Source organism: Curtobacterium sp. C2H10, assembly GCF_025407985.1.
Classification (GTDB): Bacteria; Actinomycetota; Actinomycetes; order Actinomycetales; family Microbacteriaceae; genus Curtobacterium.
On sequence record NZ_JABXGF010000001.1, the window covers coordinates 123,742 to 144,745 of the forward strand.

A 21,004-nucleotide genomic window follows, 5' to 3' on the forward strand; every position below is an offset into this window, starting at 1 on the left:
CGGACGGACTACGGACGCTCGGTGCCGTCGAGCGGGCCGCCGGTGAGCGCGGACAGGCGCTCCAGGCCCGCTTCGGCCACGAGCTGTCGGGCGAGCGGACGCGCCCGTTCGACCGCCTCACGCACGTCCACCCGGGTGACGTCGCCGTCCGCGACGCTCAGCTCGCCGTCCACCCAGACGTCGCGGACCTCGCGACTGCCGGCGACGAAGACCACCGCCTGGTAGGGGTCGTGGACGTTGGCGAGGGTCGGGGAGTCGCCGTCGAGGACGACCAGGTCCGCGCGCTTGCCCGGCTCCAGCGAGCCGATCTCGTCCTCCATGCGCAGGGCACGGGCGCCGCCGATCGTCCCCATCTCGAAGGCCTCGCGGGCGCTCATCGCGGTGGCCTGCAGGTCCCGCACCCGAGCGAGCAGCGCGGCCGTCTTCATCGCCTGCAGGAAGTCCTGGGAGTCGTTCGACGCCGGGCCGTCGACCCCGATGCCCACCGGGACGCCGAGCGCACGGAGTTCCGCGATCGGGGCGATGCCGCTGGCGAGGATCCCGTTCGCGACCGGGTTGTGGGCCACGCCGACGCCGTTGGCCGCGTACCGCTCCCGGTCCTCGCGGTCCACCCAGACGCTGTGCGCGGCGATCACCGGGACCTGGAACATGCCCGTCGCCTCGGCGTGCCCGATGGCCGTCCGTCCGGTGCGCTGCCGGGCCGCGGTGACCTCCTCGCGCACCTCGTGGAAGTGCACGTGCACGCCGTGGCCACCGGCGACCGCGTAGTCGACGTGCTCCTGCCAGGTGTCGTCCGTGTACCGCCCGATCGACGAGACGCCGACCCGGAACGTGCTGTACCGGCTGGCGGCGGCGGCCTCGCGCAGGGCCTCGAACTCCTCCAGGATGGGCGTCGCGCCGAAGTCGCGGTCGACGTCGCCGGAGCCGAACGACACGACCCCGCGCAGCCCGAGGTCCTCGAGCGCCTGCACCACGCCGGGTGTCGCCGGTTCGTCCGGCACCGGGTCCGCGCAGAACATGTCGTTCGCCGTCGTCACCCCGCTCCGGAGCAGCTGGATGCCCTGCAGCACCGTGCCCGCGTACGCCTTGTCCCGGGTCATCACCGGGTTGACGCGCCCGATCAACGCCGTGAGCCACTCCCACAGCGTGTACTGCGAACCGATCCCCGTGATGAGCCCCTCGCTGAAGTGGCCGTGGGTGTTCACGAAGCCGGGCGTGACGATGTCGTACGCACCGCCGCGCACCGGCGCGTCCGGGTGGGCCGCGGCGAGGTCGGCGTAGGTGCCGACCGCGGCGATCCGGTCGCCGTCGAGGAGCACGGCTCCGTCGCGGATCGCGGCGGGCGTGGCAGCGCCGTCGGGTGCTGCGGTGAGCACCCATCCGGCGCGGATCAGGGTCTGCGTCATGGGGCGAACCTACGGTCCGCGTGTTCCCCGGGTGTTTCCGCCCGGTTACCCCGCGATGCCGACCGAGGGTCCTGGAACGCCGGGACGGAGCAGCCACGCCGGCCGTGCCCACCCCGTCCGTGCGCACCCCGTCACGGACCGGAAACAGGGGACTGCTAGAAACACCACCATGCTGACCGTCACCGGAGCCCTCCGCGTCCTCGTCGACCCCCGGACCGAACGGGAGGGCGACGTCGTCGTCGACGACGGCAGCGACCTCGTCACCACCCTCGACGCATCCGGGTGCGTCGTCACGGCCGGTCTCGTCAACGCGCACCACCACCTCCTCCAGACCGCGTTCCGCACCCTGCCCGGGACCCGCGGCGTGCCGATGGCGGACTGGCTCCCGACCATGGCCGCGGCGTACGGACGGGTGGGGCACGACCCCGAGCTGTACGCACGGGCGGCGTCCGCCGGAGCCGCGGAGGGCCTCCTGTCCGGCGTCACGACGATCGCCGACCACCACCTGAACTGGCCCGCGGAGGCGGCCACGGACGACACCGTCGCGCTCGCCGCGGCCACCGTGGGCGCGGTGCGCGGTCTCGGCGGTCGGGTCGTCTTCGTCCGTGGCTCGGCGCGGGACGACCCGGACCGCGCGGCCGCCTCGGCGGACGCGATCGCGTCACGACTGCTGCACGACGACGCCGTCGGCGGCGTGGACCCGGACGGCGGGCTCCAGGTCGCCGTCGGTCCGGCGGGTGTGCACTCCGACGGCGAGGCGACCTTCCGCGCGCTCGGCGAGGTGGCGGCGCGGCACGGACTCCGCCGGCGGACCCAGGCCAACGAACAGGTCGACACCGCGATCGCGCTCGAGCGCTACGGCCGTCGTCCGCTCGACCTGCTCGAGGAGTGGGGGTGGCTCGCGCCGGACGTCACGATCGCGCACCTCTGCGACGTCACCGACGACGAGATCGCCCGGCTCGCGGCGGCGGGCGTCACCGCCACGCACGCACCCGGGTGCGACGTGCCGATGGGCTGGGGCATCGCTCCCGTCGCCCGGCTCGCCGCGGCCGGGGTCCCGGTCGGCCTCGGCACGAGCGGCGGCGGCAGCAACGACGCCGGACACCTGCTCGCGGACGCCCGGCTCGCCATGCAGGTGTCGGGGCTCGTCGGGCCGCAGCTGCCGGCGCGGCAGGTGCTCGGCGCGGCGACGGAGGGTTCCGCGACGGGGCTCGGGCGCCCGGAGCTCGGGCACCTCGGCGACGGGAGCGCGGGCGACCTGTGCGTGTGGGACGTCTCCGGGGTGGCGGACGCGGGAGTCGCCGACCCCGTCGCGGGACTCCTCTGGGCCGCCCCCGGGCGGCGGCCCCGACACGTCGTCGTGGGTGGGCGCGTGGTGGTGCGCGACGGGGCGCTCGTCGCGGCGGACGAGCGGGAGATCGCGGCGCGACTGGCCGAACGACTGGCCCGGACACCCGCCGTCGCCTGACCCGATCATTCGCCGACGGCTCAGCTCGCGGACACCGCCCGGCGGTGGATGGGACCGGCACCGTCGACGAGCGCACCGCCGCGGGTGCCGGTCCGGACCGCGATCACCTCGGCCATGATCGCGACCGCCATCTCCGCCGGCGTCGTCGCACCGATGTCGAGCCCGATCGGGGACCGCAGCCGGTCGGTGTCCGGCGTCCCGAGCGCCCGCAGCTCCGCCATCCGGCGTGCGTTCGTCGTGCGGGAGCCCATCGCCCCGACGTACCCGGCACCCCGTCGGAGCGCCGAGTCGACCACGGCGGCGTCGAACCGGTCGTCGTGCGCGAGCACCACGACGGCGGTGGTCGCGTCAACCGGCAACGCCTCGACCACACGCGTCGGCCAGCCCACGATGCGTTCGTCGGCGGCCGGGAAGCGCTCGTCGGTCAGGAACACCGGCCGCGGGTCGACGACCGTCACGGCGTAGCCGAGCACCGCCGCCGTGTTCGTCAGGGCCACGGCGAACTCCACCGCGCCCACCACGATGCACCGCGGCCGGACGTCCGCCCGCTCGACGAAGAGCCGGCCGCCGCAGCCGTCGGGGACGTGCACGACCGCGCCGAGCGTCGCCGGGTCGAGCGAGAGGCCGAGCGACGTCGGCACCCCGGACGCCGCGCGCCGGAGTGCGTCCACGACGTCGACGTCATCGGGACGGACACGACGGACCAGGACCTCGACGCGACCACCGCAGCGGAGCGCCGGTGCCCACATCGCGTCGACGTCGTCCGGGTCGTCGTCGAACCCGAAGCGTTCGAGCACCGCCTCGCCGGTCTCGAGGACCTGCTCCGCCGTGTCGAACAGCGCCCCCTCGACGCACCCGCCGGAGATGGTGCCGACGACCTGGCCGCCGGGCAGGACGGCCATCGACGAGCCGACGCCGGTCGGCGCGCTGCCCGTCATCGCGACGGCCGTCGCGACGACCACGGGGTCCCCCGCGTCGAGGGCGGCCAGGAGGCGCGGTGCCAGTTCGAACATCACGCACCCCCGGCGTCGGTCGCGTCCTGGAGCATCGCCCAGACCCGGTCGCGCGTCATCGGCAACCGGTGGGGGCGCACGCCGACGGCGTCGCGCACCGCGTTCGCGACGGCCGGCGCGACCGGGTTGTACGGCGCCTCGCTCATCGACTTCGCGCCGAGGGGGCCGAGCGGGTCGTGCGTGTCGGCGAAGCGCACCTCGGTGCGGGGCACGTCGGAGATCTTCGGCACCCGGTACGACCGGAACGCGTCGGTCGTCACCCGACCGGTCTCGTCCAGCACGACCTCCTCGTAGAGCGCCGAGCCGATCGCCTGCGCGGCGCCGCCCTCCACCTGGCCGCGGAGCTGTTCCGGGTTCAGGACGGTGCCGGCGTCCACCGCCTGCACGCTGTGCAGCACGCGGACCTCACCCGTCGGCCGGTGCACCGCCACCCGGGCGCCGTGCACGGTGAACGCGAGCGACCGTGGCGTGCCGTCGTGGCTGCCGTGCGCGACGAGCGGGCCGTCGGCGAGCATCTCGGCGTGCCCGACGAGCTCCTCCCCGACGCGGACGCCGTCCGGCCCGATCGAGACCGCCGGCCCGAGCGGACCCGACGCGGTCCGGGGTGTCCGGGCGGCGACGATCCCGAGGGCGCGCCCGGTCATGTCCTCCCGCAGTGCCTGTGCCGCGGCGTACAGCGCCTTGCCGGCGACCACGACCCCGGCGGACCCGAACGCCCCCGTGTCGTGCCGGGCAGCGTCGGTGTCCGACTGGTGCACGTCGACCCGGTCCGTGGTGGTGCCGAGGGCGGTGGCGACGAGCTGCGTGTGCACCGTCGTCGTCCCGTTGCCGAACTCGGCCGTGCCGACGCCGATGCGGTACCGACCCTCCGCCGTGGCCTCGACCGACACGTGCGCGTGGTGCCCGCGCGGCGGCATCGTGGCGATCGCCGCGAGGGCGACCCCGGTGCCGAACGCCCAGTCACCGGAGTCGTCCAGCGGCGGCCCGTCCATGCGTGGGACCTCGGGCACCGGCGCGCGGAGGGCGTCCTCCACCAGGTCGATGCACTGGTCGAGTCCGTAGCTGCCCTCCCAGCGCAGGTCGTCCTGCTCGTCCGGGTCCGTGACCACGAGGGGGTCTCCGGGGACCACGACGTTCCGCCGCCGCAGGTCGAGCGGGTCGATGCCGAGCTCCCGGGCGAGCTCGTCCATGGCGGACTCGATCGCGAACACGACCTGGCCGAGTCCGTACCCGCGGAACGCCCCGGACGGCAGGTTGTTCGTGTACACGGACTCCGCGTCCACACGCTTCGACGGGCACCGGTAGACGGCGACGGACTCGCTGACGGAGTGGAACATGACACCGATCCCGTGGTTGCCGTACGCGCCGGTGTCCATGGTCTGGTCGACGTGCAGTGCCGTCAGGTGCCCCTCGGCGTCGGCACCGAGCCGGACCCGCACGCGCATCGGGTGCCGGGTCGGGGCGATCGTGAACTCGTCACGCCGACTGAACTCGTACTGCACCGCGCGACCGGTCCGCAGCACCGCGAGGGTGACCAGGTCCTCGGTCAGCAACTCCTGCTTCCCGCCGAACCCACCGCCGACGCGCTTCGCGATGACACGGACTCGGCTCGGGTCGAGGCCGAACACGTGCGCGATCTCGTCCCGCACCAGGAACGGGACCTGCGTCGCGGTCCGGAGCACGAGCCGCCCGTCGCGGTCGACGGACCCGCGGGTCGCGTGGGTCTCGAGCGCGGCGTGCGAGACGCGGCCCGTGGTCCAGGTGCCCTCGACGGTGGCCGCGGCCGTCGCCAGGGCTCCGTCGACGTCGCCCGTCTCACCGTGCAGGGCGGCGACCACGTTGCGGCCCGGCTCGGCGATCCGGTGCTCCTGGGTCGTCTTGTCGGCGTGCAGGAGCGGAGCGCCGGCGGCACGGGCCGCGTCCGGGTCGTGCACGCTGGGCAGCACCTCGTAGCGCACCCGAACGAGGGCGCAGGCCTGCTCGGCGATCCGGACGCTGTCCGCGACCACTGCGGCCACGCGCTGCCCACGGAACCGGAGCACCCGGTCGAGGACCCGGGTGTCGTCTGGGTCGTCCAGGCGGGACTCGTGCCGACCGGTGGAGAACAGCACGCCGGGGTCGTCGTGGTGCGTGAGGACGGCGTGCACGCCCGGGAGGGCTTCGGCCTCCGCCGTGTCGATCGACACGATGCGGGCGTGCGGGTGCGGGCTACCGAGGACCGCGAGGTGCAACAGGCCCTCGGTCCGCCGCACGTCGAGCGTGTACTCCTCGCGTCCGGTCACGATCGCCATCGCGGCGGGAGCGGCGACCGACGTGCCGATCGCCTGACCGGCGGGCGCGCACGCCGTGTTCGCGACCCCGTCCAGGGCGTCCTCGATCGCCCGGTACCCGGTGCACCGGCAGAGGTTGCCCTTCAAGGCGCGGTGCCGGTCGGCCAGGGCGTCCTCGTCGAGCGTGGACGCCGTGACGACGTACCCGGCGGTGCAGAAGCCGCACTGGAAGCCCGGCGCCTCGGCGAACGCGCGCTGCACGGGGTGCGGGTCCTCCGGCGTGCCGAGCCCAGCCGCCGTGGTGACGGCACGACCCGCCATCCGGTGCGCCGGCGTGATGCAGGAATGGACCGGCACACCGTCGACGAGCACCGAGCACGCCCCGCAGTCGCCCGCGTCGCAGCCCTTCTTCACGGACGTCACCCCGTGCTCGCGGAGCAGGGTGCGGAGGACCTGACCGGGCTGCGGTTCGGCGTCCACCGTCGCGCCGTCGACCTCGAACCTCATGCCGCACCGCCCGTCGTCCCGAGCGCCTCGGCGACGAGCTCCGCCGCGAACCGCCGGCTCACCGCGCGCCGCCAGTCCGGGGATCCGTGCGGGTCGTCGTACCAGGCGTCGTGTGCCTCGAGCCGTGCGTCGACCTCCGCGGCGGTCGGGACCCCGGCGTGACGGAGCACGAGCGGCCGCGGGGTCGCCCCGGTCACGACGAGGACGAAGCCCGACGCCGACCACCGCGCCGTGACGAGTGCGCCGGTCCGGCCGTGCGGGCTGAGGGACACCCGGCGGAACCCGGTGCGGGACACGAGTGCCGCCCGTGGCACGTCGAACGCCCGGATGACCTCACCCGGCGCGAGGTCGGTCGTCCGCGGCCCGGTGACCAGGTCCGCCACCGGGACCCGGCGCTCCCCGCCGTCCGGCGTCCAGACCTCCGCGATCGCGTCGAGCGTCACGAGCAGCGCGGTGATCGCCCCCGCCGGGAGGGCGACCGCGACGTTGCCGCCGACCGTCGCCTGGTTCCACACCTTGAACGACGCCAGCAACGCGTTGGCGCACCGGTCGACGAGCGGCCAGGCACGCCAGTCGTCCTCGGGCGCCACGCGCAGCAGCGACGCGATCGTGCACGTCGCGGCGATCCGGAACCCTCCGGCGCTGCGCTCGGTGTCGCGCCACCCCAGTGCCGTGAGGTCGACGAGCCCGGTCAGACCCGGCTGCTCCTCCGAGTACAGCCAGGTGCCGCCGGCGAGGGGATGCTCACCGGGACCGAAGGAGAGGTCGTCGCGGTGCGACGGTGTCCGCACGGTGCGGACGGAGACGAGGTCCATTGCAGGGTCCGATCGGGATGGTGGGACGGGTGTCGGTGGCGCCGTCGGACCGTCGTCCGTGCGCGATCATTCCGCGGTTCCACGCCGAGGACCGCCGGGGTGCGGATGTGTGCGCCACGGGGCCCTCCTCGATCGGGTGCGTCGTGGCGGCAACGCTATGGAACGGGTGTTTCCGTGTGGTTACGGGCGTTCGACGGCTGCGTCACGACCGGGCCGTGGCCGCTGACGGAGCTCGTGACCTGTTCGACCCACCGCCGAAACACGCGGGTGTCATCGTCGCCTCCATGGAGATCACCGACGTCCAGCCAGTCCCCACCACCACGACCGTCCACCTCGGTGCGAACCAGTACGGCAAGGCCGAGGTCCGGCTCGTCCGGGTGACGCGCGACACCGACCGGCACGAGATCGAGGACCTGACCGTCACGACCCAGTTGCGCGGCGCGGCGCTCGCCGACTCGTACACCGAGGGCGACAACGCCAAGGTCGTCGCCACGGACACGCAGAAGAACACGATCTACGCCTTCGCGAGGGAGCACGGGGTGGGCACGCCGGAGGAGTTCCTCCTGCGCCTCGGCCGGCACTTCAGCACCGCCTTCGACTGGTACGACGGCTCCACCCTGTCCGCCGAGCAGCACACGTGGGAGCGGATCGTCGTCGACGGCCGGGAGCACGACCACTCGTTCGTCCGGGCCGGCCGCGGGACCCGCACGGCCGTGGTGCAGGTCGACGGCGACGACGTGCACGTGCTCGCCGGGGTCACCGACCTGACGGTCCTGAAGTCGACCGGCAGCGAGTTCCACGGGTTCCCGCGCGACGGGTACACGACGCTCGCGGAGACCGACGACCGGATCCTCGCGACCTCGGTGACGGCCCGCTGGCGCTACACGCCCGAGGCGGTGGCGGCGGGCATCGACTACGACGTCGTGTACGCCGGCGTCCTCGACCGCATGCTCGCGACCTTCGCCGAGCTGCACTCGCTGGCGCTGCAGCAGACCCTGTTCGCGATGGGCCGCTCGGCGATCGAGGCGTTCCCGGAGATCGCCGAGGTGCGGTTCTCGATGCCGAACAAGCACCACTTCCTGGTCGACCTCGCACCGTTCGGCCTGGACAACCCCGGCGAGGTGTTCTTCGCCGCCGACCGGCCCTACGGCCTCATCTCCGGCACCGTCGTGCGCGACGGCGTCGCCGAGGCCCCAGCCGCGTGGACGTCGGTGCCGGCGTTCGTGTGACGGAGGTGGTGGGCGTGCTGCTCGCCGCCGGTGCGGGGACGCGGATGGGGCGGCCGAAGGCGCTGGTCGCCGAGCCGGACGGCACTCCGTGGCTGCACCTCGGCGTCGACGCGCTCCTCGTCGGGGGCTGCGACCGGGTCGTCATCGTCCTCGGCGCCGCCGCCGCCCGGGCGCGGGCGCTCGTGCCCTCCGTGGACGGGGTCACCGTCGTCGTCGCGGACGACTGGGCGGCGGGTCCGGGCGCGTCGCTCGCCGTCGGGCTCGCGGCCGTCACCGGTCCGGCGACGGCGTGCGTCTCCCTCGTCGACCTGCCAGGCCTCCCCGCGTCGGCCGTCCGGCGGGTGATCGGCGACGGTGACCACCCGGCGGCGCTCCGCCGCGCGGTCCACCACGGCGTGCCGGGACACCCGGTGGTCGTCGGCTCGGAGCACCGCGCCGCACTGGTCGCCGCGCTGTCCCGCGACCCCGCGCACGGCGCCGGGCCGTGGCTCGCGTCGTCGGGCGCGGAACCCGTCGAGTGCGGCGACCTGTGGGACGGTCACGACCAGGACCACCCCCGCTGCTAGCGGGGGTCGCGGTCACCCGTCACGTCTCACTGGACCGACCGCTCACGGCGGTCGAGTTCGGTCAGCATCGCGTCGGTCCGGCGGACCGCTCGAGGTGCAACGATCAGGGAGGCGACCAGCATGACGAGGAAGAGGCCGACGAAGATCCAGGAGAGCGGTTGTCCGGACGCTGCGAGCCAGACGGAGAGGCCGGTCATCGGAACGTACACCAGCGGGGCCGCCCATCGCAGCGGGTGGTACTGGTTCCGGTACTGCTGCACCGCGCGTCGCCATCGGCGGACTGCTCGACGGAAGCCCGCGTCCTGCAGGACGGTGCCGTACCCGCGAGCTCCGGCATCACGACGATCGTCACCAGGAACCACAGGCCGCCGAACGCGACGGCGAGCGCCAGCGCACCGCGACCAGCTGACGGACGGGAGGCGCGGTGCGGGCCCGCCCCGCGCCTCCCGTCCGTCCCGCAGCGCGTCAGCGCGGGATCACCGAGAACAGGAACCGCTTCCGCACCATGTACCAGGCAAGCAGGATCAGCAGGGTGTGGGTCGCGAAGCCGATCCAGCCGTTGCCCCAGTCGACACCCGGGATCGACGCGATCGCCAGCGCGAAGAACACCTGCCAGACGAACACGTAGAGACTCGCCTGCCCGATCGGGATCCACAGCCATCCGATGGCCTTCGCGATCGGCTTCCAGAACACGGTGAGGATCGCGTACGACACGATCGCGAAGAAGGCGATGTCGACCAGGCGCCCCCACTGCAGGTCGACGCGCTGGTAGGCGGTGTTGTACAGCTGGTCGTACATCGAGGCCGGGAACGGCACGGGCGTGAACCCGAAGTGATCGCCCGCCCAGACGTAGACCAGGAACAGCGCGTACCCGCCGATGCCGACCCCGACGAGGACCTTGCCGAGGCGACCGGTCAGTGCGCCGATGATCTGCCGGCGGTAGTACCCGAGCACGAGTCCGTGGGTGAACACGACCTGCCAGGTGAGGAGCGGGAAGACCGCCTCGAACTGGGAGTTCAGCGGCCGGAAGTCCGGATTGAGCGCCTGGTAGACGTAGAGCGCCCAGCTGACGACGAGCAGCGCCCACCAGAACCCGCGGCGGATCACCCACATGAACGCCGGGATGAACAGGCTCAGCACCACGAAGAGGCCCATGATGTTGAACGGCCACGGGCCCATCTCGAGCAGCAGGAACTGCCGGATCGCGTACCAGGGCGGCGGGTACGCCAGCAGCTGCATCGCGTTCGGGTAGAGGTCGTACACGCGCCCCTCGGCGCCGACTCCCCCGGTGCCGGTCCCCCGGTCGGTGAAGGTGGTGATCGCGTCGGTGTTCAGGAACGGCACGAAGCTCAGCGCGAAGACGACGAGGATCACCCCGAGCGTGACGAGGTACTGCTTCCGCGCGCGTTTCCACGCCCCGATGGCGGCCGCCCACTCGCCGAACTTCTTGATGGCGAACGGGTAGGTCATGCCGAGGACCATGCCGGACAGGAACACGAACATCTCCGCGCCGGTGATCGCGCCGACGGCGTGCAGCGTGATGTACGAGTACGGTCCGCCGATCTCGATGTGGGTGATCACCACGGCGAGGATGATGAACCCGCGGAACAGGTCGAGCCGCAGGTCGCGCCCGGGCTTGCCGTCGTCGGGGTAGCGCCAGCTCGGCAGCAGCCGACCGAACAGGCCGCTCAGCAGGAACACGACCGCGAGGCCGACGGCACACCAGACGATCCAGGCCATCTGGTCGCCGCCGGTGTCGTACTGCTGGTCGGTCGCCGCGGCGCCGTCCCGTGGCGTGACCTCGTCCGTCACGGGGCCGAACACGAAGTCGCCCGCGCGCTCGAGGTCGGTGCGGAACGAGCCGGCGATGCCGGGTACGGCGGTGTCGCGCCAGTCGGCCACGCGGTTGCCGGCCTCGGGTTCGCGGCGGTTCGTCTCGAAGAACGTCACGCCGCGGATCAACGGGCGGTCCTGCACGGCGGCGATCACCTGTCGCCACCAGCCCTGCTTCACCGGGAGTTCGTCGGCGCCCCGGAGCGAGTGGTCGTACAGCGCCCCGGTGTCGAGCAGCATCGGCCGGTCGTCGGCCACGGCGAAGCGGTCGTAGAAGCTCCCCTGTTGTCGCTGCTCGTAGCCCCAGGTCTCGTCGAAGCGTGCGGAGACCTCGCCGGCCTCGGGGACGTCGTTCCGGGTGAGCGGGACGTCCCGGCCGGCTGCCTCGGTCGCCTTGCCCTTGCCGAAGTACAGCATCGACAGCCCGACCCAGTCGACGGAGGAGTCCCCGGGCCAGTACGGCTCGTAGGGGTCGTCGGCCGCGGTGAGCTGTCCGTCGCCGTTCGTGTCGAGCTTCGAGACGTCGGTCGCGGAGAGGTCCTGCAGCCGGCCGGCGGACTCGCCGAAGGGGTAGCCCGCACCGTAGGACGGGGACCACACCATCAGCGCGTCCGAGCTGCCGCCGTGGACCGCGGTCGCGAGCGTCCGGAAGGCCGAGACGAACTGGGTCGGCTGCTGCCCCCACCGCACCCACGTGCCGTTCATCTGCGGGGCGAACCGGACGAGCACCTGGGTGTCGTACTGGCGGTGGACCTCCTCGAGCAGGGCATTGGCCGCGCGGGCGTCGGCCGCGGTGAGGGACCGGAGCGACCGGTCGGGCTCGAGGCTCACCACGAGGACGGCGCCCTGCGTCGCGGCAGCGCGGGTGGCCCGGAGGAACTCCTTGCGGGCGCTGCGGTCGAGCGGGTACTGGATCTCCACGCCGTACATCGACGGTGTCGCACCGAGTCGTCCCGCGTACCCGGCCGGTGCGTCGTCGCCCCAGTCGATGTCCGGTCCGAACCAGGTCTTCCCGTCGGACGGCGCGATCGACGCACCGCTCGTCGCGGCAGCCTGCACCGCCGACGCCGGCAGCGCGCCACCCAGGGCGAACGTCGCGAGCACCACCAGGAACGCGACGAGCCGGGCAGCGGTCCGGCTCACCGTGCGCACACCAGGGTCCAGACGTTGTGACCGCCCTCGTGTCGGTGCTCGAGCCGGTCGAGCGCGGCGATCGCGAGGGCCAGGCCCCGACCGCTCTCCTCGTCGGCGTCGGCCATCGTCACGGCAGCGAGGTCGATGTCGACCGGCAGCCCGTTGTCGGTGAGCACGGCGACGAGCTCCTGGTCGGTCGCGTCGAGTTCCACGGTGTAGCGCCGGCCGGCTTCCTGGTCGGCGCGGCGGGTGTGCTCGACGATGTTCGCGGCGATCTCGGCGAGGGCGGTCTCGAGGCCGAAGCGGAGCCGGACGTCGTCGATGCCGAGGGTGTCCCACCACGCGCCGAAGCGGTCCTGCACCTCGTCGAGGGACGCCGGCACCGCCGGGACGTCGAATTCGACCCGCGCCGGGCTCACAGGGGTCCCCCGGCCGTGCTCGACTCGTGCTCGGACTGCGCCGTGCCCGGTCCGCGGTAGAGCACGGCCCGGATGACGATGCTGAAGATGAACAGGTCGAACACGACCCACGCGGTGTTCACGAGCGGCGCGATGCCGGACGCCTGGCCGGTCAGGTAGCGGATGCCGATCAGGATCAGCGCCGCCACCAGGGCCCCCATCGCGATGAGCTGGGGCTTCACGAGGTCCCACCGCGGCTTCTGCTCGGACTCGTCACGGACCTTCGGGGTGACCCGGAAGCCCAGCGGCTTGCCCCGGAACACGTTCTCGAACGCACTCGTGACGGACTCGATCCAGACCGGGAACAACGCCAGCGAGTACTGCTGCCCGCGCCACGTCGGTCTGCCGGCCGCCACCACCCAGAAGAGCAGCTGGTTGAGGACGAGGAACGGGATGAGCCGGACGAAGAAGTCGACGCTGTACGCCTGGACCGGCACGACACCGAAGGACAGGCAGAGCACCGGGGCCGCGATGTAGACGATCGCGGCGAAGCCGGACAGGTAGCTCCACATCGTCGAGAAGTACATGAGCCGCTGCCCCCACGACAGGCCCTTCTGCACGAGCGGGTTCTCGCGGAAGAAGACCTGCATGGTGCCCTGCGCCCAGCGGAGCCGCTGCACGAGCATGGTCGGCAGGTCCTCTGGGGCGAGGCCCTTCGCCAGGATCTCGTCGTGGTAGGCCGACTTCCAGCCGAGGCCGTGCAGGCGCATGGCGGTCGCCATGTCCTCGGTGACCGAGATCGTCGCCAGCGGCATGATCGGCTGGGCCTCGTCGTCGCGGTTGACGTCGAGCGCCCGGGTGAGCACGGCGATGGACTCGATCGCGGCGACCGGTGAGGCGTCGCGGCGGCCGAGGACGTCGAGTGCCGCGTCGTCGAGGCCCGCGAAGGTGTTCGCGTCGGTCGACATCGCCGCGAGCTCCTGCAGGTCGTTGCGGACCGATTCGAGGTCGGACGCGGCGAACCGGTAGGAGATCGTGTCGATGCCGCGTTGGAAGTCGTAGGTGACGTCGCCGAGCGGCTCGCCCCGCTGGACCTGGTCGCGTGCGCGGTCGACCACGGCCTCGGCCTCGTCGAGCGCCCCGAGCACCCGCGGGTCGGTCTCCGTCTCGCGTGCACGGGCGAGGAGCTTCCGCGATGTCTTGATCGTCCGCGCGACCGACGCCTCGACCTCGCGCACGTACCGGGTGACCCCGAGCTGCATGAGCGCCTCGCGCCGGAGGATCGCGTTCGAGCCGCAGAAGAACGCGGCGTTCCACCCGTCCTTCGACTGCTGGATCGGCCCGTAGAACAGGGGCGCCTGGCTGCCGAGCAGGTCGGCTTCGGGGACGTTCTCGAACCACTGCGGCGTCTGGACCAGCGCCATCCGCGAGTCCTTGAAGTACCCGAGCGTGCGGTCGAGGATCGACGGTTCCGGGACCTGGTCGGCGTCGAGGATGAGGAGGAACTCCCCCTGGGTCGCGAGCAGGGCGTTGTTGAGGTTCCCCGCCTTGGCGTGCCGCGGTCGGTCGATCCAGTCGGCGCCCCGGGTGATCACGCCGATCCCGAGCGACTCGGCGGCGGCGCGCATCTCCGGACGGTTGCCGTCGTCGAGGATCCACGTGGTGTGCGGGTGGGTGATCGCCTTCGCCGCCGTCGCGGTGCGGACGACGAGGTCGACGGGCTCGTTGTACGTCGTGATGAAGACGTCGACGGTCACGGGGTCCTGCGGCGGGGTCGGCGGTTTCCCGCGTTCACGGAGCCGCCAGGCGCCGAACGCGAAGAGCAGCGAGTCGATCACGCTGTACGTCTCGGCGAGGATCAGCGGGACGGCGATCCACCACGAGTGCCAGTTCACCGAGGCGGCCCAGCGCCAGACGATGTAGTTCACGCCGGCGATCGAGGCGAGCAGGGCGACGGTCCGGACGGCGACGAGGCGCTTCCGGGGTGTCCCGGTCGTGAGACGGCGGCGGTCCTGCCGGCTGACGTCGAGCGCGGTCACCGGGTGCCCCCGACGACGGCGTCGCCGAACGTGCTGCGTCGCAAGCGAGCCTCCCTGATCCGTCGGCCCCCGGCCGCGGCGCGCGCCCGAGGGTGGTGGTCCGTCCGGGGAGACTCCAGGTGTGCCGTCCCGAGCGTGGACTCGGTCGTCGGGTACGACCGGGGCCCACGACCTGTCTACCGCAGGAACGGGCCCCCTGTCAGACCGGCACCCCGCTCTGGGGACAACAGGACGCGGCCAACGGACGACGCGACCCGCGACCGGCGCACTGCGCGACCCGCAGCGCGCGCGACCCCGTCAGTCGAACTCGGCGACGAACCCGAGTCCCTCGGCCAGCCTCGCGACGACCTCGTCGAAGTACGCCGCACCGTCCGACACCGAACCGACGAAGTGCCCGAACAACTCGAACGACACCGTGCCGAACACCGTCGTCCAGGCCATCAGCGTGCGGACGAGGACCTCCTCCGGCAGCTCGGTGCCGAACGCCCGCAGGGACGCCACCCCGTCCGCGACCGCCGCAGCGACGAGCCCCGGACTCGATCCGGCCGGGAGCGGGGCACGGTACCCGGGGTCCGCCACCGCGTCCGCGACCACCCGCACGATCGTGAGCGTCGTCCGCGACGCCGGGTCCACGGTCGACCGCGGCGCGACGTACCCGGGCACCGGCGAGCCGAACAGGAGCGCGAAGTCCCCCGGGTGCGCGATCGACCACGTCCGGATCGCCCGGCACACCGCGACCCACCGAGCCCCGGGTGCCGGTCCCGCTGCCGCCTCGGCTGCCTCGACCGCGCCGCCGAGCTCGTCGTAGTCGGCGATGAGGAGCGCCGTGAGCAGGTCGTCGCGGCTCGGGAAGTACCGGTATACGGCCGACGACACCATCCCGACGTCACGGGCGACGGCGCGGAGGCTCAGTTGCGACGGCCCCTCCTCGGTGAGCCGGACCCGGGCAGCGGCGAGAATGCCGGCCCGCACGGTCTCGCGTGCGAGGGATCGTGCAGTGGGCGCCTTGTCCGTCATGCCTCCACCATGGCACGAGAGAGCACTGCACACAATCGAGAGCACTGCTCTTGCAATTCAGCGACCGCTCGTGCATGCTGAGAACCGAGAGCGGTGCTCTCGCAAACAGACGAAAGCAGGAAGCCATGTCGCAGCACCACGTCGTCATCGGTGCCGGTCCGGTGGGCCGTCACGTCGCCGCACTCCTCGCGGAACGGGGCGAGCGGGTCACCGTCGCCACCCGATCCGGCCGGGACACGGGTGTCTCCGGCGTCGAGCACCTCGCCCTGGACGCCTCGGACGCCGACGCGCTCACCCGGGCGACCGAGGGGCCCGCTGCCCTCTACAACTGCGCCAACCCCGGCAACTACACGCAGTGGGAGCAGACCTGGCCGCCGCTCGCGACCGCGCTGCTCACCGCGGCCGAGCGGACCGGCGCGGTGTACGCCATCACCGGGAACCTCTACCCCTACGGCCCCGTCGACGGACCGATGCGCGAGAGCCTGCCGGACGCCGCGACGGACCACAAGGGCATCCTGCGGGCACGGCTCTGGGCCGACGCACGCACGGCGCACGAGGCGGGACGGCTGCGTGCCGTCGAGGTCCGCGCCTCGGACTACGTCGGCGCCGGCATCGGCGAGAACGGCCACATCACCCGCGTCCTGCCGGCAGCGCTGCAGGGGAAGGCGGTGTCGATGATCGGCCGGACCGACCTGCCGCACACCTTCACGGACGTGCTCGACGTCGCCCGGATGCTCGTCGCGGCCGCGGCGGACGAGACCGCCCACGGACGCACCTGGATGGTGCCGAGCAACGCGCCGCGGTCGCAGGTGCAGGCCCTCACCGAGGTGCTGGCCGCGGCGGGCAAGCCCCCGGTCACCGTCCGGCGTCTCCCGGCCGGCATGCTCAGAGCGATGGGGCTGGTCTCACCGATGATGCGCGAGATCGCCGAGATGAGCTACCAGTGGACGGCCCCGTACGTGGTCGACGACTCGGCGGCCCGAGCCCACTTCGGCATCGAGCCGACCCCGTGGGACGAGGTGTGCCGACGGACCGTCGAGGGCGTCGCCTGAACCGGCTGCGCACTGCATGACGGGAGGCGCGGTGCGAGCCCGCACCGCGCCTCCCGTCAGTCACCTGGTCGGGTCCGACCTCAGATCACCAGCAACCGCGAGAACTGTCCGGCGGACAGCCGCTGCGCCACGCCGCCTGCGGCATCCAGCCGCCAGAGACCGGTCGTCGGGCCGGCGCTCACGTCGAAGAACAGGTCGCCCGCCTCGTCCGCCGCACCGATCCACACGCCACGGCCCTGGGCGGTCACGCCGCTCGTGGTCTGCTCGGTGGTCGTCCCGTCGGCCGTCCGCGAGGACAGCGAAGTGATGGTCTTGTCTGCGGTGCAGCCGCCGGGGCTGCCCTCGCTCGGAGCGGCGCACCACCCGGCGGACTTCGCGGACACCAGCGCCCGCCCGTTCGTCGCCGCGTAGGTGAAGCCGATCCGGGACTCGGCCGACACGAGCTCGCTCGAGCCCTTCGCCAGCAGCACCCATCCGCTCGCACCGGACGCGCCGGTCGAGAGGTAGTTCACGTAGAGGTTCCCGCCGCCGTCCGCGATGACCGCCGCGAAGATCCGGTAGCCGGTCTCGGGGATCGACCGGGTGGTCCGGACGCCCGTCGGCGACACGGAGACGACCTTCGTCGCGGCGCCCTGGGTCCCGAAGGTCACGGCCGAGACCGTACCGTCGCGTCCGACCGCCCAGCCGGAGCCGGCCGAGGGGATGATCGCCGTCGGTGCTGCCCCGGACACCGGGAGCTTCGTGATCGCACCGGAGACCGAGTCGACCCAGTACAGGTTGCCGGCGACGTCCGAGCGCAGGTCCGCCGTGAGGTGCAGGCCGGTCGCCACGGTCCGGGCAGCGGCGCCGCCGGCCGGGTACATCACGATCGAGGTGCGGTCCGCCGAGGGCACGAACACGTCGCCCACGTCGTCCGCCGTGAAGCCGGCGGCGTTCGCCGCGATCGTGGTCGGGGCGGACGTGCCGGAGGTCGGGAACCGCACGACCGAGCCCGCGCCGTCGAGGGCGAACAGGGACTGCACGGTCTGGACCGACCCGGGCGCGGTGTACCGCACCGAGACGGCGTTGCCCGCGCCGCGGGTCCCGACCGCACGGACCGAGAACGTGTACGCGGTGCTCGCGGTGAGGTTGCCGAACCGGTCGGACCGCGCGCTGGCCGGGAGCCGGTCGACGCCGGCGTCCGGCTGCTGCTGCGCGGGCGAGACGGTGACGCGCCAGCTGGTGACCTTCGCGCCGGACTTCGGGAGTCCCCAGGTCACGGTCGCGCTGTCCGCGGCTCCGGTGACGCGGACGGAGGTCGGTGCGCCGGGCACCGACGAGGGTGCGGCCGTCGCCGGCGCGGCTCCCCCGATGACGAGCGCCACCGCGGCTGCGGCGGTCAGTACGGCTCTGAACACGTGCGTTCCCCTGTTCGTCCCGTGGTCCATGCGCCACGGCTACGGACATCAGAGCACCGGTCGGACCTCGCCGACCCGTCGGCGCCGGGATCGTGCGGGCCGTGCAGGCCCTCATGCGTCATCCCGCAACCCGCGGGCCGGGGCGCCGCGCTTCGCGAAAGCGACACGCTGCCGCCGGACGTCCGCGCCACACTGTCGCGCTCGCGGCACGGACGGCGGCGGTCCCCTGTGCGCTGTCGCTTTCGCGGGGACGTGCGCTCACGCACCAACGGAACGCCGGGAGGCGCGGTGCCAGCTGGCACTCCTCCCTCGCAGGCTCGGTCGGCGCGCCCCGCGCAACGCTTCGCGTTGCCGCTGAGCGGGGCGCGCTCCCGTCAGAAGTGCGTGCGTCAGTGACGCGGCTTGCGCTCCGCACGGTCGTCGCGGTCGTACCGACGCGGCCCGCGGTCGTCACGGTCCCGACCACCGGCACGCGGCCCACGGTCGTCGCGGTCGTACCGGCGCGCCCCGCCACCGCCACCACCACGGCGGTCCGGCTTGATCTCGATGAGCTTCCCGCTGATCCGGGTGTCCGTCAGCCGGTCGAGCACCCCGGCGTCCATGTCGGCGGGCAGCTCGACGATCGAGAAGTCCGGGCGGATCTGGATCGCCCCGAAGTCGTCACGACGCAGGCCACCCTCGTTCGCGAGGGCACCGACGATCTGGCGCGGCTCGACGCGGTGCCGACGCCCGACCTCGATGCGGTAGGCGGTCATCGGCTGCGAGCGGCGCGGGCCACGGTCGGCCCGGTCGCCACGGGCACCGCGGTCGTCGTCACGGTCACGACGGTCGCTGCTCCGGCCGTCGCGGTCGACGCGGTTCCGCAGCTCGTCGGCCTTCGGGTCGAGCAGCAGCGGGTCCTCGCCCTGGGCGACGACGGCCAGCGCGGCGGCGACGTCGTCGGCCGGGACGTCGTGGTGCTCGACGTAGTGGGCGATGATGTCGCGGAACGCGGTGATGCGGTCCTGCTGCTCGAGCGCCGCGGTGATCGCGTCGTCGAAGCGGGTGAGGCGCGTCTCGTTGACGTCCTCGATCGTCGGCAGCTGCATCTGCGTGAGCGGCTGCTTGGTGTGCCGCTCGATCGCGGACAGCAGGCGTCGCTCGCGCGGGGTGACGAAGCTGATCGAGTCACCCGAGCGGCCGGCGCGACCGGTGCGGCCGATGCGGTGCACGTAGGACTCGATGTCGACGGGGATGTCGTAGTTCACGACGTGCGTGATGCGGTCGACGTCGAGGCCGCGGGCGGCGACGTCGGTGGCGACGAGGATGTCGAGCTTGCCGGACTTCAGCTGGTTCACCGTGCGCTCGCGCTGGGCCTGGGCGACGTCACCGCTGATGGCCGCTGCGGCGTACCCGCGGGCGCGGAGCTTCTCGGCGAGGGTCTCGGTCTCGCTCTTCGTGCGGACGAAGATGATCATGCCCTCGAAGTCCTCGACCTCGAGGATGCGGGTGAGCGCGTCGACCTTCTGCGGGTACGACACCATGAGGTACCGCTGCGTGATGTTCGCCGCGGTCTTCGTCTTCGTCTTGACCGTGATCTCGGCCGGGTCGGTGAGGTACTGCTGCGAGATGCGGCGGATCTGGGCCGGCATCGTCGCGGAGAACAGCGCGACCTGCTTGTCGTCCGGGGTCTCGGCGAGGATCGTCTCGACGTCCTCGGCGAAGCCCATCTTGAGCATCTCGTCGGCCTCGTCGAGCACGAGGTACTTCAGCTCGGACAGGTCGAGCGTGCCCTTGGCGATGTGGTCCATGATGCGACCGGGCGTGCCGACGACCACGTCCACGCCGCGGCGCAGGGCGGACAGCTGCACGCCGTACGCCTGGCCGCCGTAGACGGGCAGGACGTGCACGTGCTTCATGTGGGAGGCGAACTGTTCGAACGCCTCGCACACCTGCAGGGCGAGCTCGCGGGTCGGCGACAGCACGAGCGCCTGCGGCACCTTGCTGCCCGCCTCCATGCGGGACAGGATCGGCAACGCGAACGCCGCGGTCTTGCCGGTTCCGGTCTGCGCGAGGCCGACGACGTCGCGCCCGTCGAGCAGGGTCGGGATCGTGGCCTCCTGGATGGCGGAGGGGGTCTCGTAGCCGATGTCCTTGACGGCCTTGAGCACAGCATCGCTCAGGCCGAGGTCGGCGAAGGTCACCACTGGCCCGTCGTCGAGGGTCTCAGTGGTGGTGGCGGTGTCCGTGCTCATGCGGAAACGGTATCTCGAATACGGCGCGAGCAGTGACGGTCTGGAGGATCGGGGCGGGCCCGCACCGCGCCTCCCGCCCGCCTCCTGGTCACGTCACGGGCGCGCGCCGCGTGGTCAGGACGCGTCGCGCCGGTCCGTGGCGCCGATCCCGAGGACCGCGTCGGCGCGGTCGTTGAGCCGGGCGAGGAGCCCCGCGAGGGTGTGCAGCTCCCCCGTGGCGAACGCCCCCGTGAGGTCGTCGAAGACCTCGGCGCCGGCGACGTCGAGCGTGTCGAGCAGCGTCCGGCCGGCCGGGGCGATCGAGACGAGGCTGGCGCGTCCGTCGGCCGGGTCCGGGGCGGTGCCGAGGTACCCGGACTCGACGAGCGACGCCACGCGGCGGCTGATCACCGGGCGCGACAACCCCGTGGCGTCCGCGATCGCCATCGACCGGACCGCCCCGAAGTGGTCGACCGCCCGCAGGATCACGCGCGCCGTGGGGTCCAGTCCCCCGCGCGACTCGATGAGCGACGACCGCAGGGTCTGCCGGACCCACAGCCGGTCGAGCTGCGCGCGCAGCAGTCGCTCGGCGTCGTCCCGGTCCTCGGTCATGCCGGACAGCGTAGCGGCCACATTTAGTTGCTTGT

General features: G+C 72.9%; 16 protein-coding genes. 4 read left to right on the forward strand and 12 right to left on the reverse strand.

What is annotated here, in order from left to right:
• Positions 1-8: 8 nt before the first annotated feature.
• Positions 9-1,406, reverse strand: a complete 1,398-nt coding sequence (locus HWD93_RS00580; protein WP_071295299.1) for an amidohydrolase family protein — start codon at positions 1,404-1,406, stop codon at positions 9-11.
• Between the two features lie 169 nt (positions 1,407-1,575).
• Here HWD93_RS00580 and HWD93_RS00585 point away from each other — a divergent pair, with 169 nt between their 5' ends.
• A complete protein-coding gene (locus HWD93_RS00585; protein ID WP_261645716.1) occupies positions 1,576-2,874 on the forward strand; it encodes an amidohydrolase family protein in 1,299 nt (432 codons plus the stop codon).
• A 20-nt stretch (positions 2,875-2,894) separates the two neighbouring features.
• Here HWD93_RS00585 and HWD93_RS00590 read toward each other — a convergent pair whose 3' ends face one another.
• From HWD93_RS00590 to HWD93_RS00600, 3 genes are read right to left on the reverse strand one after another with little or no spacing between them, the layout of a single operon-like run.
• Positions 2,895-3,887 carry an XdhC family protein gene (locus HWD93_RS00590; RefSeq protein ID WP_261645717.1) on the reverse strand — a complete coding sequence of 331 codons (993 nt, stop codon included), beginning with the start codon at positions 3,885-3,887 and terminating at the stop codon, positions 2,895-2,897.
• Positions 3,887-6,664, reverse strand: a complete 2,778-nt coding sequence (locus tag HWD93_RS00595) for a molybdopterin cofactor-binding domain-containing protein (protein WP_261645718.1) — start codon at positions 6,662-6,664, stop codon at positions 3,887-3,889. Before HWD93_RS00595 ends, HWD93_RS00590 begins: the two co-directional genes overlap by 1 nt.
• Positions 6,661-7,479 carry a xanthine dehydrogenase family protein subunit M gene (locus HWD93_RS00600; protein ID WP_092384398.1) on the reverse strand — a complete coding sequence of 273 codons (819 nt, stop codon included), beginning with the start codon at positions 7,477-7,479 and terminating at the stop codon, positions 6,661-6,663. Before HWD93_RS00600 ends, HWD93_RS00595 begins: the two co-directional genes overlap by 4 nt.
• A gap of 284 nt (positions 7,480-7,763) precedes the next feature.
• Between HWD93_RS00600 and pucL the strand changes: the two genes are divergently transcribed.
• Positions 7,764-8,708, forward strand: a complete 945-nt coding sequence (gene pucL, locus HWD93_RS00605; RefSeq protein ID WP_092384929.1) for a factor-independent urate hydroxylase — start codon at positions 7,764-7,766, stop codon at positions 8,706-8,708.
• Between the two features lie 14 nt (positions 8,709-8,722).
• The gene (locus tag HWD93_RS00610) at positions 8,723-9,274 is read left to right on the forward strand and encodes an NTP transferase domain-containing protein (protein WP_092384931.1); all 552 of its coding nucleotides are present in this window, start codon (positions 8,723-8,725) and stop codon (positions 9,272-9,274) included.
• Positions 9,275-9,300: 26 nt separating this feature from the next.
• On the opposite strand, the gene HWD93_RS00615 is transcribed toward HWD93_RS00610, so the two are convergent.
• From HWD93_RS00615 to HWD93_RS00635, 5 genes are all read right to left on the reverse strand, one after another.
• Complete coding sequence (locus tag HWD93_RS00615; protein ID WP_261645719.1) at positions 9,301-9,471, reverse strand: hypothetical protein; 171 nt, start codon at positions 9,469-9,471, stop codon at positions 9,301-9,303.
• Between the two features lie 268 nt (positions 9,472-9,739).
• The gene (gene opgC, locus HWD93_RS00620) at positions 9,740-12,250 is read right to left on the reverse strand and encodes an OpgC domain-containing protein (RefSeq protein ID WP_261645720.1); all 2,511 of its coding nucleotides are present in this window, start codon (positions 12,248-12,250) and stop codon (positions 9,740-9,742) included.
• On the reverse strand, positions 12,247-12,660 hold the full coding sequence (locus HWD93_RS00625) for an ATP-binding protein (RefSeq protein WP_261645721.1): 414 nt from the start codon (positions 12,658-12,660) through the stop codon (positions 12,247-12,249). Before HWD93_RS00625 ends, opgC begins: the two co-directional genes overlap by 4 nt.
• Positions 12,657-14,678 carry a glycosyltransferase gene (locus HWD93_RS00630; protein WP_374115125.1) on the reverse strand — a complete coding sequence of 674 codons (2,022 nt, stop codon included), beginning with the start codon at positions 14,676-14,678 and terminating at the stop codon, positions 12,657-12,659. Before HWD93_RS00630 ends, HWD93_RS00625 begins: the two co-directional genes overlap by 4 nt.
• Positions 14,679-14,975: 297 nt before the next feature.
• Positions 14,976-15,695: a TetR/AcrR family transcriptional regulator gene (locus HWD93_RS00635; RefSeq protein ID WP_261645722.1), complete on the reverse strand. Its 720-nt coding sequence runs from the start codon at positions 15,693-15,695 to the stop codon at positions 14,976-14,978.
• Between the two features lie 125 nt (positions 15,696-15,820).
• On the opposite strand from HWD93_RS00635, the gene HWD93_RS00640 reads away from it, so the two are divergent.
• Positions 15,821-16,747, forward strand: coding sequence for an NAD-dependent epimerase/dehydratase family protein (locus HWD93_RS00640; protein ID WP_261645723.1), 927 nt, complete (start codon positions 15,821-15,823; stop codon positions 16,745-16,747).
• A gap of 80 nt (positions 16,748-16,827) precedes the next feature.
• Here HWD93_RS00640 and HWD93_RS00645 read toward each other — a convergent pair whose 3' ends face one another.
• From HWD93_RS00645 to HWD93_RS00655, 3 genes are all read right to left on the reverse strand, one after another.
• A complete protein-coding gene (locus HWD93_RS00645) occupies positions 16,828-18,144 on the reverse strand; it encodes a fibronectin type III domain-containing protein (RefSeq protein ID WP_261645724.1) in 1,317 nt (438 codons plus the stop codon).
• Positions 18,145-18,533: 389 nt separating this feature from the next.
• Positions 18,534-20,378, reverse strand: a complete 1,845-nt coding sequence (locus tag HWD93_RS00650; protein WP_261645725.1) for a DEAD/DEAH box helicase — start codon at positions 20,376-20,378, stop codon at positions 18,534-18,536.
• Positions 20,379-20,492: 114 nt separating this feature from the next.
• Positions 20,493-20,969: a MarR family winged helix-turn-helix transcriptional regulator gene (locus HWD93_RS00655; RefSeq protein WP_071303102.1), complete on the reverse strand. Its 477-nt coding sequence runs from the start codon at positions 20,967-20,969 to the stop codon at positions 20,493-20,495.
• Positions 20,970-21,004: the final 35 nt, after the last annotated feature.